Below are 14,824 nucleotides of genomic sequence, written 5' to 3' on the forward strand. Positions count from 1 at the left end.
CCTCAGCCCTCCTCGGCGTAGGCGGCGAGCACGGATTCGATCGGCCCGTCCTCGACGAGCTCGCCGCCGCGCAGGTACAGGCCCCGCTCGCAGAAGCGGGTGAGGTCCTTGTCCTTGTGGGAGACGAGGAACAGGGTGCGCCCCTCGGCGAGCAGCTCGTCGATCCGGGCGTAGCACTTCTCGCGGAAGGCCTTGTCGCCCACGGCGAGGACCTCGTCGACCAGGATCGTCGGCTCTTCCAGCTGCGAGATGACGGAGAAGGCCAGGCGCACCTTCATGCCGGAGGAGAAGTGGCGGAAGGGGGTGTCGAGGAACTTCTCCATCTCCGCGAACTCGACGATCTGATCGAACTTCTCCTCGATCGTCTCCCGCGACATCCCGTGCAGCCCGGCGGCGAGGTGGATGTTCTCCCGGCCCGTGAGGTCCGGGGCGAAGCCGCCGGTGATCTCGATCAGCGGGGCGACCCCGCCGGTGACCGAGACGCGGCCCTCGTCGGGCAGCAGCACCCCGGCGACGATCTTCAGCAGGGTGGACTTCCCCTGTCCGTTGCGGCCGACGACGCCGACGGCCTCGCCGGGACGGACCTCGAAGCTGATGTTCCGCAGCCCCCAGAAGGCGTCGGTGCTGGGCCCGGTGTCACGGCGGAACAGGGCCGCGCGGAGGCTGAGGTCGCGCCGCTTGCGGGAGAAGCGCACGCCGACGTCCTGCAGCGAGATGACCGGCGCGGCGGGATCCGCGACGGGAGAGGAGGGGGCGGGGTCGTGGGTCATCAGATCTCCTTGAGCACCTGGCGCTCCATGCGCGAGAACACCGTCCAGCCCAGCACGAGGGCGAGCACGGCGATGAGCGCGGCGGCGAGGATCGCTCCCCAGTGCACGGGGCCGGGGAAGAACCCGGCCCGGTAGCACTCCAGGATCCCGGTGAGCGGGTTGAGGGTGTACAGCCCGATCACGAAGGACGGCAGCGAGGTGACCAGCACGTCGTTCAGGCTGTAGATGATGGGGGAGGCGTAGAACAGCGCGCGGGTGCCCACCCGCACCAGCGGCTCCACGTCCCGCACCAGCATCGTGATCGGGGAGAGCAGCAGGGCGAGGCCCAGCAGCAGCATGAGCTGGATCAGGATCCCGAGCGGGAAGAGCACCAGCTGAACGTCGAACTGCGGGCGGTAGAACAGGCAGAAGGCGGCCAGCACCGGCAGCGAGAGCAGGAACTCCACGCCCTTCGCCCCGGTGCTGCGCAGCACCCAGATCTGGCGCGGCAGGGAGGTCGAGGCGATCAGGCGCCGCTGCGAGCCCAGGGAGCGGATCCCCTCGTTGAGCCCGCTGGTGAACCACATCCACGGCAGCAGTCCCGCGAGCAGGAAGATGATGTAGGGCTCGGCCCCGACGCTGCGCTGGAAGATGATCGTGAACACGAACCAGTAGATCGAGCCCATCATCAGCGGCTCGAGCACGGTCCACACGTAGCCGAGCATCGAGTCGGCGTAGCGCAGCTTGAGGTCGCGCCGGATCAGCACGGCGAGGATCTTCCGGGTGTGGATCAGCTCGGCAAGTGCGCGGCCGGTGGTGCGGCGGTCCCCGCCGACGGCGGTGCGGGTGCTGTTCATCGGGCCTCCGCCCCGCCGGGCTGCTCGGCGCGGCGTATCCGCTCCCACTGCCGGTCGCGCAGCGCCATGAGGTCGCGGCACGCCGTGAGGAAGCGCTCGAGGGAGGCGCCTGGGGTCGTGTCCCCGAGGTAGTACTCGCGCAGGCGATCGCGGTCCTCGCGCGTGGGGTCCTGCTCGATCTCGCGCAGCGCGAGCGAGCCCGCCGTCGTGGAGTCCTGGCTGCGCAGGCGCGGCACGCGGCGCAGCAGCTCGGTGCCGGCGTCCTGCGCCCCGGGATGGGCGACCGAGGTGATCACCATCGGCCGGCCCCCGGCCAGCCAGTCGTTCGCGACGGCCGAGACGTCGCAGATCAGCAGGTCCGCGGCGGCGAAGTCGCGCTGCAGGGAGCGGCCGGAGGAGACGAGGTGCCCGCCGTGGGCGAGGAGCTCGCGCACCTCGGCGTCGGCCGCGCCGTACTCGGGCAGGCGCACCCCGGTCAGGGGGTGGGGACGGTAGATCACCCGCAGCCCCGCCGCCTGCAGCGAGCGCACCAGCACCGGGGCGTGGGTGACCAGGGAGCTGTAGGCGACCGAGGCCTGTCCGCCCTCCCAGGTCGGGGCGTACAGCACGGTGTGCCGTCCGTCCGCGGCGGCCCGGTCGGCCTCGAGCGCCGCGGCGTCCTCGATCCGGTCCGTGTCCAGGGCGGGACGGCCCACCGGGATGCAGCGCGAGTCCGCGTCGAACAGGCCCGTGTACGCGGTGAAGCGGTCGATCGCCGCCTGTCCGGCGACGAAGGAGAAGTCGTAGGCCTTGACCTGGTTGGAGACCGAGACGCCCTTGTCCGAGTCGCCGTGGAGCAGGGAGACGTGCACCACCGAGCGGGAGCGCAGCGGCGCGGTGTTCATGGGGTTGTAGTTCACGTAGAGGATCAGCTTGGTGGCGCTGCGGGCGATCAGCCCGTCCAGGGTCGCGTCCAGCGCGACTGTGACCACCGGCATGTCCATCTCGTCGCGCAGCGTCGCGGCGACGCGCGAGTCCATGCACACGACGGTCACCCCGACCGCCTCGTGCAGCGCCTTCAGCGGGCCGTACCAGCCGCGCATCTGGTAGAGGCTGTCCATGGTGTCGGCGAAGTAGACGATGACGTCGCCGTACAGCGCCTCGTCCTGCAGGTCGGCGTCGTCCCCGAGACCGTCGGGCATTCCGCCGGGCAGCAGGTGGTAGCGGCGCATGATCCTCCCGCCCATGCTGCGCAGGCGGCGGTTCAGGGTGTTGGCTCGGGGGTCCACGGACCTCTCCTTCTGTCTGCGGCCGGGGAGGCGCAGGCCCCCTCGAACAACGGGATCCAGGCCTCGGCCCGGGTGCGGCGGGGCATCGCGCCCCGGTAGCGGCGGGCCAGCCGCGGCCAGGCCAGGGCCAGGCGGGCATGGCTGGCGAGGGTGCGGCGCAGCAGCGCCCTGCCTTCGGCGGGCAGCGGCGCGAGCTCGTCCACGCCCCGTCCCTGCGCATCGGTGACCACGACGGCGTCGGCGCCCAGCGTGCTGCGCCAGCGCAGCGCCTCGGCGCTCACCCGGCGCACCCGGCGACGCTCCGGCGCCTCGCGCCGCAGGAGCAGGACGAGCGCTCGCAGCAGGCAGGGCAGGAGGCGGGGGAGGGACTCGGTCGCCGGGGGCAGGACGACGGGGAGCGGATGGTCGGCCCGCCAGGCGAGGACGACCTGCTGGGAGTCGGCGCGGGCGCGGGCGATGTCGCTGCCGAGCCAGGACTCGGGACCGGCGAGGAAGGAGTCGATGCCCGACTCCCACAGCGTCGCGGTGAGGTGGTGGCCGGCCAGGACGTGCTTGAGCTGGTGCAGCAGCGAGGAGAGGACGACGCGCCGACCGGCGCCGTGGACGGCCGCGGTGGTCAGGCGGTTGCGGTGCAGGATCCTGGCCGGCCACGCCATCTGGGTGCGGTGCGCGTTCCACGAGGGATGGCGCACGGAGGTGCCCGGCAGCACCGCATGGCGGTAGCCGCGGCGGGTGGCGCGCAGCCCGTACTCGGCGTCGTCCCACTTCAGGAAGAACGGGGCGGGCAGCCCGAGCTCCTCGGTCGTGCCCGGGGGCAGCAGCGTCCCCCACCAGCCGGTGTAGTTCGGCGGCGTGGTCTCGACCAGGAAGGTCCACTCCGCAGGGTCGGTGCCGCGCAGGTCGACGTGCTCGTGCACCCCGTCGCTCGCGCGCCACTGGAAGTGCTGGGGGCTGACCGCCTCGGCGTGGGCGAGCAGCCGGCCGGGACGCTCGGCGTCGAACAGCGGGGTGCCGACGATGGTGCGCTGCGGGGAGAGGGTCTGCAGCAGCAGCATGCGGCGCAGGGACTCCTCGGAGATCGCCGCGTCGTCGTCGGAGAGCAGCACGGCGTCCTCGGGGTGCGCGGCGGCCTCGAGCATCCCGCGGGCGTAGCCGCCCGAGCCGCCGAGGTTCTGCTGGGTGATCAGGCGCAGCCCCGCGTGCTCTGCCCGCAGTCGGGTCATGTCGGGATGGTCGGCGAGGTTCCCTCCCTGGTCGACGACGATCACCTCGCGCACCTGCGGCATGGCGAGGAAGGCGCGGGCCTGCGCGAGCGCGGCGGACTCGCGGCGGAGGGTCGGCATCACCACGCTCACGCGGGGGAGCGCGGCGGCGGCGCGGGGGATACGGGGCACGGTCCAGCGCACGGTGCGGACGTCCCCCTCGAACCACAGCCAGTCGGCCTCGAGGGAGGCGGGGACCCGGCGCACACCGCTCCCTCCGGTCTCGAGGACGCGGCGCTCGCCGGCGACGGAGGCCATGAGCACCGCGGAGGGGTCGTCGATCACGGCGGTCAGCGGGAGGCGGCCCAGCACCCGCCGCCAGTGCCGCAGCGGCAGCGCCTGGTCCCAGAGGGAGCGTCCCTCCTCGGCGTCATAGCGCTGGAGCAGCAGCGGCTCGGCGCCGGGCTCCTCCGCGTCGGGGCGGTCGTGCGCGCTCATCGCGTCCCCGCGGGAGGAGTCGGTGCGGGCGGGGTCGCCGCGACGGCGCACGGGGCCGAGGTCCTGCCCGGGATGCGCGTCATGGCGACTCCTAAGCGGGCGGTGGACGGGGAGGAGGGACGGAGGGCCTGGTCGTCGTGCAGGGGAGCGGAGAGGTGTGCGGCGACGGCCGGGGGAGGCACCGCGGGGGATGCCCAGGGAGCTTAGCAAGATGAACGCCAGGTGTACGGGAGGTGCCGTCCGAGTGGCGCGGGTCGCTAGACTCGCGCCGCGTGAGCGGAGGCGGCGAGCCGGAGCAGAGGGGGACGGGCATGGGCGGCTGGAGGCGACGGGGCGCGGCGGTGAAGCGGGGCGACCCGCTGCGCGCGGCCGTCCGGCAGGGCCGGCGTCTGCTGCCGGCCGCCGACGGCGAGCTCGCGCTGCGACCCGGCGGCGGACGCACGGCCCGCGAGGTCCTCGCCCCGGACCTGCACGCCGAGGCCGCGGCCGCCCGCGAGCACGTGCTCGACGCCCTCGCGGACCTCGCCCCCGTCCTCGCCCCCGCCGTCGCGGGCCGTCCGGCACGGCTCGCCGTCCGCGAGACCGATCGTGAGCGCCTCGGGGCGGCGCTCGGACGCCTGCCCGCCTGGATGGAGGTCACCGGGTCCCCGGCCCGCTCGCGGCGCCTCGCCGTCCGGCCGCTGCTCGCCGTGAACTCGCGGCTCCTTCCGCCCCATCCGGAGCTCGGCGTCGAGATCGACGTGATGGGGGTCGAGCGCCGCGGGGCGCAGGACACGGTGCACGTGGGCCGCTCCCTCGGCGCCCCGGACCGCATCGAGGCCGCCGCCTGGGAGGAGGTCTCGCAGGAGAGCCTGCAGCCCCGGCGGCGCCGCCCCGCCCCGCCCGCCCCCGACGTGGAGATCGACGTGGTCCTCACCTGGGTCGACGGCGCGGACCCGGCGTGGCGGGCCCGTCGCGACGCGGCGCTGCGCGCGCTCGCCCCGTCGGCCGGGCCGGACGGCGCCCCGTCGGCCAGGCCGGACGGCGCCCCGACGTCCGAGTCGTCGGCCGCCGCGCCCCATCCCTCCGCGCGCGACGAGAGCCGCTTCGTCGAGGCCGACGAGCTGCGCCACTCCCTGCGCTCGATCCACCGCTACGCGAACTGGGTGCGGCGCATCCACCTCGTCACCGACGACCAGGTCCCGCCGTGGCTCGACGTCGACCATCCCCGGATCCAGCTCGTCTCCCACCGCGAGCTGATCGGTGCCAGCCGCTTCAACTCTCACGCGCTGGAGGCCTCCCTGCACCGGATCCCCGGCCTCGCCGAGCACTACCTCTACCTCAACGACGACGTGCTGCTGGGGGACATCGCGCACCCGGGCGACTTCTTCGCCGCCCCCGGCATCTCCCGCTTCTTCCCCTCCGACCTGCCGATCGACCCCGGCCCCGCCACGGCGCAGGACCGGCCGATCATGGCCGCGGCGAAGAACGGGCGCGACCTGATCCGCGAGCGCTTCGGCCTCGAGGTGCGCACCCGGATGCGGCACACCGTCCACCCCCAGCTGCGCAGCATCGCCGAGCGCATCGAGCAGGAGCACCCCGAGCAGGTCGCCCGCACCCGCGAGGCCGCCTTCCGCTCCCGGACCGACCTCTCCCTCGCCGCCTCCCTGCACCACTGGTACGCCCACGCGCTCGGCCGGGCGGTGCCCGCCGAGCCGGACTACCTCTACGTGGATCTCGCCGCCCCGGGCGCCGCACAGACCCTCGACGCCCTCGAGTCCCTGCGCCGCTACGACAGCTTCTGCCTGAACCAGGAGGAGGAGTCCCCGGATGCCGCCATGCGCCGGGAGCTCGCCCGCTTCCTCCACCGCTACTTCCCCCATCCCGCCCCCTGGGAGCTCCCGGAGCGCCCGGACGGGCCCTCGGACTCGGTACCCTGACGGGGTGCCTACCACGACTGACGCCGCGAACACCCGGGGAGGGGACGTCCTGGACCTCCCCGGCATGGCCGGGCCGGACGCCCCCGCCGAGCCGGCGGTGACCGACCCCGACCACCCGCACCCCGGGCAGTGGCGGCTCACCCATGTGCAGATCTCCAACTGGGGCACCTTCCACGGCACCCACGACCTGGCGATCTCCTCCAAGGGCTTCTTCCTCACCGGCGGCCCCGGCACCGGCAAGTCCACGCTGCTGGACGCGATCAGCGCCCTGCTCACCCCGCCGCGCACGCTCCAGTTCAACGCCGCCGCCTCCGATGCCGGCCCCCAGCGCTCGAAGTACCGTCGCACCGTCGCCAGCTACGTCCGCGGCGCCTGGGCGATGCACTACGACCAGGCCACCGGCGAGTTCAGCCAGGAGGTGCTGCGCGAGAAGACGACCCTGTCGGTGCTCACCCTGCGCTACGGCGACGGCCGCGGCGGCACGGTCCAGCTCTCCCGTCTGCTGCTCCTGCACGCCGGCCACTCCGCGGACTCCGACGTGAAGTCCCTCTACGTCATCGCCCGGAAGCCCCTGGACGTCACCGACCTGCGCCAGTTCGTCTCCACCCAGATCGAGGGCAAGGCGCTCGAGGCCGCCCATCCCGGCACCCAGACCTTCCGCCAGTTCCGCGAGTACCGGGCCGCGTTCTGCCAGCTGCTGGGCATCCCCGACGAGAAAGCGCTCGGGCTGCTGCACAAGATCCAGTCCGCCAAGGAACTCGGCGATGTCAACGCGCTGCTGCGCGACTACATGCTCGACGAGCCGCGCACCTTCGAGCTCGCCGACCAGGCGCTGGCGAACTTCCACAACCTCTCCGAGGTGTACGAGGCGCTGGTGACCGCGCGCGAGCAGCGGGACCTGCTGCGCACCCTGCGCACCACCCACGAGGACTGGTCCGCGATGCGCGAGCGCGGCGGCGAGCTGGTGGACCGCCGCGCCGACATCGACGTCTTCGCCGCCCAGCACCTGGTGCGGCTGCTGGGGGAGGAGACCGGGCGGCTCCAGCTGGAGCGGGACTCCCTCACCGCCCAGCAGCGCCGCCTCACCCAGGACGTGGCCGAGGCCCGCTCCGACCTCGCCCAGCTCAAGGAGCAGCGCCGCCGCGCCGGCGGCGGGGAGATCGACGACTGGAAGCAGCAGATCGCCGGGCTCGAGGTGGAGCGGGAGCGGCGCCGCGAGCGGGCCGCCGAGTTCGCCTCGCAGCTGGCGACGGTGGAGCTGCGCACCCCGGCGGGGGAGGACATGTTCCTCGGCCTGCAGCGCGAGGTCGCGCAGCTGCGCGAGTCCCTCGAGGAGGAGGAGCGGGGCGCCGACGCAGCCCGCTGGGAGGCGGAGGCGACCGTGCGCGAGCTCGGCGCGACCCTCCAGCGCACCCGCGAGGAGCTCGCCTCCCTCACCTCCCGCGCCTCGAACCTCCACTCCGAGGACGTGGCGCTGCGCGACCACATCGCCGCCGAGGTGGGCATCGCCCCGACCGAGCTGCCCTTCGCCGCCGAGCTGCTGCAGGTGCGCGACGGCGAGGAGGAGTGGACCGCCGCCGCGGAGCAGGCGCTGCGGGGACTGGCCCGCTCGATCCTCGTCCCGGACCGGGTGTACCGCCAGGTCGCGCAGGTCATCGACCGCACGAAGCTGCGCCGTCGGATCTCCTACAACCGCGTGAACACCGATCTGCGCCGCCCCGCGAAGAACATCGACGCCCGCTCGCTCGCGGCGAAGCTCGACGTCAAGGACGGCGAGTTCCACGTCTGGCTCTCCCACGAGATCGCCGCCCGCATGGACTACACCTGCGCCGAGAGCCTCGAGGAGTTCACCCGGCTGAACCGGGCCGTGCTCCGCTCCGGCCAGATCAAGCACTCCGCCACCCGGCACGAGAAGAACGCCGACCGCTCCATCAACGACCGCTCCCAGTGGGTGCTCGGCTTCGACAACCGTGCCAAGCGCGCCGTGTTCGAGCAGGAGCGCACCCGCGCCGAGCAGGCGCTGTTCGAGGCGCAGGCCCGCCGCAAGGACGTCGAGGTCGAGCGGGAGCGGCGCCGTGAGCGGCTCTACGCCCTCCAGGCGATCAGCGCGGTCACCTGGGACGACATCGATGCCGCCTCGGTCGCGCGGCGTGTGGCGAACCTGCGCGACATGGTCCGCGCCGCGGAGGACGGCTCCGCCGCCCTCACCGAGCTCGCCCGACAGATCGACGACGTCGAGACCTCGATCGCCGCGAGCGACGAAGAGCTGCTCGAGGTGGTGCGCGCGGCCGGCAAAACCTCCGAGCAGGCCGAGCGGGCCGAGGAGCGCCTCGCCCAGGCGAAGGAGCGCATCGCCGAGACGAGCCTGGACCCCGAGGTCGAGGAGGAGCTCGCCGCGCGCTTCGCCGCGATCGCCCCGACGCTCGTGCTGTCCACCATCGACCGCGTCACCAAGGACGCCTCCGCCACCCTGGACGCGGAGCTGATGGACCTCACCAAGCGCACCTCCCGCGCCGAGGAGGACATGCGCACCGCCATGCGCGAGTTCTCCCGCCGCTGGCCCGCGCAGGCCGGGGACACCGCCCCCACGCTCGAGGGGATCGAGGACTATCTCGCGATCCTCCAGCGGATCGAGGAGGAGAAGCTGCCCGAGGTCGAGGACCGCTTCTTCGAGTTCTTCACCGGCAACACCCTCGGGGACGTGCAGGCGCTGGCCACCGCGATCGCGCGCGAGCCCGCCGAGATCCGCAAGCGCCTCCAGCGCATCAACGCGCTGCTGGCCCAGGTCGAGTTCCACTCCGGCCGCTTCCTGCAGCTGTCCATGCGGCCCGTGCACCTCGCGGCCCTGGACGAGTTCAGGAAGGCGCTCGAGGAGGCAGTGGCGGACACGGCGCTGAACGACATCTCCCGCGACCGGGAGCTGGCCGAGGAGCGCTTCCTGTCCCTGCGCCACCTGATGGACCTCATCGGCGCCGCCCGCACCCGCGACGACCAGGTCTCCCGCGTCATCCTCGACGTGCGCCGGCACGTGCACTTCCACGCCGAGGAGGTCGACGCCGAGGGCACCGTGGTCCACGCCCACGAGTCCGGCGGCCCCCTCTCCGGCGGCCAGAACGAGCGCCTGGCCACCTTCTGCCTCGCCGCGGCGCTGCGCTACCAGCTCGCCGGCACCGGGCAGGAGGTGCCCCGCTACGCGCCGATCATCATCGACGAGGCGTTCTCCAAGGGCGCGGGCAAGTTCATCACCGCCGCGATGGAGTCCTTCCGCCACTTCGGCTTCCAGGTCATCCTCGCCAACCCCGGCAAGAACCCGCAGGCTCTCGCCCCGTTCATCGGCGGCGTCGGCGTGGTCTCGATCCGACAGGACCGCTACTCCTCGGTCTCCCCGGTCGAATTCGTGCCGGTCGAGGAGGGCTGAGCCCGGCGCTCGCCGGCCGATGGGGAGTTCTCCCCATCGCACGGCTCCCCGAGGGGCCGATACCCTGGTCGCCACCCGCGCGGACGGGTGACGGAGCAGGACGTCGCCGCGGGCGGCGCGACGGGAGAGGCGGTCGAGGATGTCAGCGCTCCCCCGAGGGGCCGAGGACGAGATCCCGGGCCAGGACGCCACCCATGCGCGGATCCGCTCCCTGCTGGAGGACGTGACGGCCGTGCTCCTCGAGCAGCAGCCCGGGCTGATCGCCTTCCGCGACCACCGCCCCGAGCGCGACCGCTCCTCGGGCGGCTCCTGGCACGGGCTGCAGACGCTCTGCCACGTCAGCGCCCTCCTCGCGGCCGACGGGACGCCCGATCCCGATCAGGCGGCGAGCGCGAGGCTGCTCGAGGCGGTCGAGCGCCGCGCCGCGGCCCACGGCCTCACCCGCCGCTCCGCCGAGGAGGCGCACGGGATCCTCGATGCGACCTGGGGCGGGGCCGACGGGGATCTGCTCGAGGTGGTCGTCGGCGTGCGCGTCGCGGTGCGGGCCATCAGCGCCCCGTTCCTGCCGGGCTCCCTCACACCGATCACCACCACCAGCCCGGTCTCGGCGCTCAGCCCGCCGACCCCGCCCCCGCGCCTCGTGCGCTGATCCGCTCGAGCGCACCGAGCGGGATCGGCAGCCAGTCGGGGCGCTGGCGGGACTCGTACAGCGCCTCGTACACCGCCTTGTCGGCCTCGAAGGCGGCGAGCACCGTCGGGGCGGGCGTCCCGGCCTCCGCCGCCCAGCCCTCGAGGAAGGCGGTGCGGGCGTCGGCGGCCCAGGCGTCCGGGTCGACCCCGTGCTCGAGGGCGACGGCGCCGGCGACGTAGTCGAGGCTGCGCAGCATCCCGGCGACGTCCCGCAGCGGGGAGTCGGGCAGGGCGCGCTCGGCGAGGGGCCGCAGCGGCTCGCCCTCGAAGTCCAGCAGCACCCAGCCGCGCTCGGGCGAGGCGAGCACCTGCCCGAGGTGCAGGTCCCCGTGGATGCGCTGCATCGCGGGCCACGTCTGCCCGGCGGCGGCGTCCAGCAGCGCGGCGAGCTGCTCCCGGTGCGCGGCGACCTGCTCCACCTCCGCGGCGACCTGTGCGAGACGACCGTGCATCTGCGCGATCACGGTCCGGACCGCGCCCTCGTCGGCCGCGACCGTGCCGAGCGCGGCGGCGAGATCGCGGTGCACCTCGGCGAGGGTCGTGCCGAGCGCCCGGGCGGGGGCGGTGAAGTCCTCGCCCGAGCGCGCGAGCCGCAGCGCGACCCGCCAGGCGTCCTCGACCTGCGGCAGGAACTCCTGGGCGACGAGGGCATGGGTGCGCATCGCGCCGGTGCGCACGGTCGCGGCGCCGACGACGGCGGGCACGTGGGCGGAGCCCTGCGCGGTCAGCGCGCCCTGCAGCACCGCATCGGGGTTCTCCCCGTCCTGCAGCACCCGGAACAGCTTCATGATCAGCGGGGAGGCGCCCTCCGTCTCGATGATCAGGGAGGTGTTGGACTGCTCGCCCGCCAGCACCCGGCTGCGCATCGCCCGTCCCAGCGGCAGCGGGGAGTCGGGGCGGGTGCGGTGGGAGGCCAGGGACAGCCCGGGACCGGCGGCGCCGTCGCCGGAGACGAGGGTCGCGACCAGGGCTGCCCGGCCGTCGGCGTCCCGCGTCGCGTCGTCCACTCGCAGCGGCCCGCCGGCGACCGCGAGCACCCCGATCTCGGCGCCCTCCTCGGGGGCGGGGGCGCCCTCGGGGAGGCGCAGCACGAGCGGGACCTGGTAGAGGGCGTCCGGCGCCCGGGACCCGGACGACGCGGGGGCGGCGCCGGCCCCGGGTGCGTCGCCCGGGGCACCGGGCCCGCCGTCGACCGAGACGACGGGCGTGCCGCCGAGCGCGCTGTCGGCCGTGCCGTCGGCGGTGCTGTCGGACGCGCCGACGACCGTGCCGTCGGCCGCGGGTCGGTCCCCGTCCCCGAGGTGCACCGCGGCCACGAGCAGGACCGTCGCATGATCCGGGGCGATCCGCAGCGGCGCCCACCCGGCGACCTCCACCCGCGGCGCCCCGGTGCCCTTGTGCGCGTACCAGCGCTGCTGCGGCATCCAGGCGGCGAGCTGCGCGGCGGCGAGGTCGAGCACCTCCTCGAGCGGCGGCAGGAGGGTCATGTCGAGCAGGGCGGTGGAGCGCGCATCGGCCATAGGGTCACTCTACGGTCGAGGGGGCCGGGAGGGAGGGGCGCGGACGCTTCCCCAGGGCCTGCGCCGCGGCCGTTGCTAGGCTGGGCCGGTGCTCGAGCCCCCGCCCCGTCCTCCGCGCGCGCGTGGGGCGCGCCCGCTGACCCGCGCGGCGGCGCTGCTGGCCTCCGCCGCGCTCGCGGTCTCGCTCGCGCCCGCCGCGTCGGCGCTCGGGGAGGACGGTCCCTTCGAGTTCCCCGCCCAGACCCGGACCCTCTCGATGATCCCCGGGACCGTCACGCGGATCCCGCTGCGCGCGCTGGTCGCCGACGACGTCGAGGACCAGGTCGACCTGGACTCCGCGCGCCTCGCCGTGCCGGAGGAGCTGGACGAGGCGGTCCGTTCGACGATGGAGCTGGGGGAGGACTCGCTCAGCATCGCGGTCGCCGGGGAGGGGACCTGGACGCTGCTGGGCCAGGAGCTGGTGTTCACGCCGCTGCTCGGGGTGCAGGGGCCCAGCACCCCGATCGCCCTGACCGTCGGGAGCCTCCACGACAGCCGCTCCCTGCCCGTGGTGCTGACGCCCGAGCTGCTCGAGCTCGAGCAGCTCGACGCGCACGGCTCCGCCGGGGAGGCCACGACCGTGCAGCTGCCCGGCGACATGCCCGAGGACGGGGCCGTGCGGCTCGAGCTCGCGCAGCTCCCGGCCGGCTCGACCGTCGGCCTCGACGGCAGCCGTGCGACCATCCCCGACCAGGGCACCTGGCAGCTCTCGAGCGATCGCCGCAGCCTCACCCACGCCCCCGCGGGCCCCGACCTCGGCCGTCAGCTCAACCCGGTCCTCTACGTGGTCGAGGACGAGGAGGGCGCCGTCGAGCGGGCGGGGCAGGTCACGCTCACCATCCCGATCATCTCCGACCTCGACCGCTCCGCGCCCTTCGGCGAGGACATCGTGTTCGTGGTGGGGGAGGGGCAGCAGAACGTGGACCCCACCACGCTGCGCCTGGAGCCCCTCGGCGACCAGGGGGCCTACGAGGCCTCCGCCGACGGCACCCGCGTGACCGAGCGGGACGTGGGCGTGTGGACGCTGGACCGCGCCACGGCCACGGTCCGCTTCGCCCCGGAGAGCGACGAGGTGCGCGTGGTCGCGCCGATGGGCATCACCGGCGGGGACGGCGAGGGCGCGACCGCCGCGACCGCGCTGCTGAGCACCGCCTATCCCGTGCTCTTCTCCCGGCAGCAGGCGGCCCTGCCCGGCACGGAGATCGTCTTCGACCTCAGCACCGGCATCCGCGACGTGCGTTCGGACTCGCTGCGCTTCGACGCCGCCGAGGCCCCCGAGGGGGCCGAGGTCTCGGCCGACGGGACGACGCTGACCGTCCCCGACCAGGGCACCTGGCGGATCGACCTCGAGTCCCGCACCGTCACCCTGACCCCGAAGGAGGGCTTCGAGGGCACGGCCGATCCGGTGGCGATCACCGCCCGCGGCGTCTACGCCGACAACCCCGTCAGCGCCTCGCTCACGGCGATCTACTCGCCGATCGTCGCGACCCTGCGCGACGACGAGGCGCGCACCGCCCCGGGCAGCCCGGTCTCCGTGGACGTGCTCGGCAACGACACCGCCGGCAGCGGCTCGCAGCCCCTCGAGCCGGCCACGGTGGAGATCAGCGCCCTGGAGGCGACCAACCTCGCCGACCTCCGCGACGGGCGCGGCAAGCGCCTCGTGATCCCGGGGGAGGGGGAGTTCACCGTCAGCGGCAACGGCGCGGTGACCTTCACCCCGGAGGAGGGCTTCTCGGGGCGCACCTCCACGATCACCTACCACGTGGTCGACAGCACCGGCATCCCCGCGAGGGCGAGCCTCGCGGTCGACGTCGACCCGGGCCTGGCCGCCGCCGGCGAGTCGGGCCCCGAGGTCTCCGGCATCAACAGCGTGCTGGCCGGGCTGATGCCCTCCTCGCCCAGCACCGCGCTGGTCTTCGGCACGATCGTGATGCTGCTGCTCTTCGGCGGCGCGATCTCGCTGTGGACCGGGACGCGGAGCGAGGTCGATCGCCGGGACTGGGAGGACTGACCCGGGCTACCGCTGCCGCGCGGGGGCTCCGGCTCAGCAGCCTTCGGGCGCCGGGACCGGCGCCTTCAGCGCATCGGCGGCCGCGGGCGCCGGCGCGAGGACCGTGAAGCCGTCGCCGAGCAGCAGATCCACGCCGGTGCCCTCCTTCGCCTCGTCGAGCTTCAGCACGGGCTCGGAGTCGGCCGTGGCGAGCTGGGCGCGCACGGACTGGGCCGCGAGATAGCCGGCCGGCCCGTGGACGATCGTGGCGGGACCGCTCGCGCTGCGGGTGTTGCCCGGCTCGCCGGTCTCGTAGCCGCGCCCTCCGAGCTCGTGCGTGACCTCGCCGGCGAGCCCGCTGCGGGTGGTCCCGTTCAGCACGGTGACCGTCACCTCCGCGGGCGGGAGCGGCACGGCGCCCTCGTCGGGGCACTCCACGGCGACCGGGTCCGGACCGATCTCCTTCGGCGCGATCATCCCGGGTTCCTCGACCGGCTCGCGCAGCTCGCCCACCGCGTACACGCCCACGGCGATCAGCGCCACGGCGAGCACCGAGAAGAACGCCAGCTGCGTCGCACGGAGCCGGCGCGTGCGACGCAGCCGCGTGTCGCGACGGCGCACGTCGTCGGCCGAGCGGCCGTAGGGGTGCGCGTCGCGGTGGGAGGTGGGCATCG

The 14,824-nt window shown here is 74.3% G+C and carries 10 protein-coding genes; 4 read left to right on the top strand and 6 right to left on the bottom strand.

Annotation, left to right across the window (positions count from 1 at the left end; genetic code table 11):
- Positions 1 to 2: 2 nt before the first annotated feature.
- Genes A4A78_RS05725 through A4A78_RS05740 form a run of 4 tightly spaced genes read right to left on the bottom strand, consistent with a single transcriptional unit; the run spans position 3 to position 4,625 of the window.
- Positions 3 to 770 carry an ABC transporter ATP-binding protein gene (locus tag A4A78_RS05725; protein WP_062947387.1) on the bottom strand — a complete coding sequence of 256 codons (768 nt, stop codon included), beginning with the start codon at positions 768 to 770 and terminating at the stop codon, positions 3 to 5.
- Positions 770 to 1,606: an ABC transporter permease gene (locus tag A4A78_RS05730; RefSeq protein WP_062947388.1), complete on the bottom strand. Its 837-nt coding sequence runs from the start codon at positions 1,604 to 1,606 to the stop codon at positions 770 to 772. The genes A4A78_RS05725 and A4A78_RS05730 overlap by 1 nt, the downstream gene beginning before the upstream one ends.
- On the bottom strand, positions 1,603 to 2,874 hold the full coding sequence (locus A4A78_RS05735) for a CDP-glycerol glycerophosphotransferase family protein (protein ID WP_156488561.1): 1,272 nt from the start codon (positions 2,872 to 2,874) through the stop codon (positions 1,603 to 1,605). Before A4A78_RS05735 ends, A4A78_RS05730 begins: the two co-directional genes overlap by 4 nt.
- Positions 2,850 to 4,625 (bottom strand): glycosyltransferase, encoded by a 1,776-nt coding sequence (locus A4A78_RS05740; RefSeq protein ID WP_062947389.1) that lies wholly within the window; start codon positions 4,623 to 4,625, stop codon positions 2,850 to 2,852. The genes A4A78_RS05735 and A4A78_RS05740 overlap by 25 nt, the downstream gene beginning before the upstream one ends.
- 221 nt (positions 4,626 to 4,846) lie before the next feature.
- Between A4A78_RS05740 and A4A78_RS05745 the strand changes: the two genes are divergently transcribed.
- The 3 genes from A4A78_RS05745 (at position 4,847) to A4A78_RS05755 (ending at position 10,560) form a co-directional block, all read left to right on the top strand.
- On the top strand, positions 4,847 to 6,493 hold the full coding sequence (locus tag A4A78_RS05745) for a stealth conserved region 3 domain-containing protein (RefSeq protein ID WP_156488562.1): 1,647 nt from the start codon (positions 4,847 to 4,849) through the stop codon (positions 6,491 to 6,493).
- A gap of 4 nt (positions 6,494 to 6,497) precedes the next feature.
- The gene (locus A4A78_RS05750) at positions 6,498 to 9,911 is read left to right on the top strand and encodes an ATP-binding protein (protein ID WP_231880854.1); all 3,414 of its coding nucleotides are present in this window, start codon (positions 6,498 to 6,500) and stop codon (positions 9,909 to 9,911) included.
- 139 nt (positions 9,912 to 10,050) lie between these two features.
- On the top strand, positions 10,051 to 10,560 hold the full coding sequence (locus A4A78_RS05755) for a hypothetical protein (RefSeq protein WP_062947392.1): 510 nt from the start codon (positions 10,051 to 10,053) through the stop codon (positions 10,558 to 10,560).
- Here A4A78_RS05755 and A4A78_RS05760 read toward each other — a convergent pair.
- Positions 10,523 to 12,121 carry a phosphotransferase gene (locus A4A78_RS05760; protein WP_062947393.1) on the bottom strand — a complete coding sequence of 533 codons (1,599 nt, stop codon included), beginning with the start codon at positions 12,119 to 12,121 and terminating at the stop codon, positions 10,523 to 10,525. The genes A4A78_RS05755 and A4A78_RS05760 overlap by 38 nt on opposite strands.
- A gap of 88 nt (positions 12,122 to 12,209) precedes the next feature.
- Here A4A78_RS05760 and A4A78_RS05765 point away from each other — a divergent pair, with 88 nt between their 5' ends.
- Positions 12,210 to 14,171, top strand: coding sequence for an Ig-like domain-containing protein (locus tag A4A78_RS05765; RefSeq protein WP_062947394.1), 1,962 nt, complete (start codon positions 12,210 to 12,212; stop codon positions 14,169 to 14,171).
- 33 nt (positions 14,172 to 14,204) lie between these two features.
- Here A4A78_RS05765 and A4A78_RS05770 read toward each other — a convergent pair whose 3' ends face one another.
- A complete protein-coding gene (locus A4A78_RS05770; protein WP_062947395.1) occupies positions 14,205 to 14,822 on the bottom strand; it encodes a LytR C-terminal domain-containing protein in 618 nt (205 codons plus the stop codon).
- Positions 14,823 to 14,824: the final 2 nt, after the last annotated feature.

Origin of the sequence: Brachybacterium sp. sponge (assembly GCF_001613775.1) — a bacterium.
GTDB lineage: Bacteria > Actinomycetota > Actinomycetes > Actinomycetales > Dermabacteraceae > Brachybacterium > Brachybacterium conglomeratum.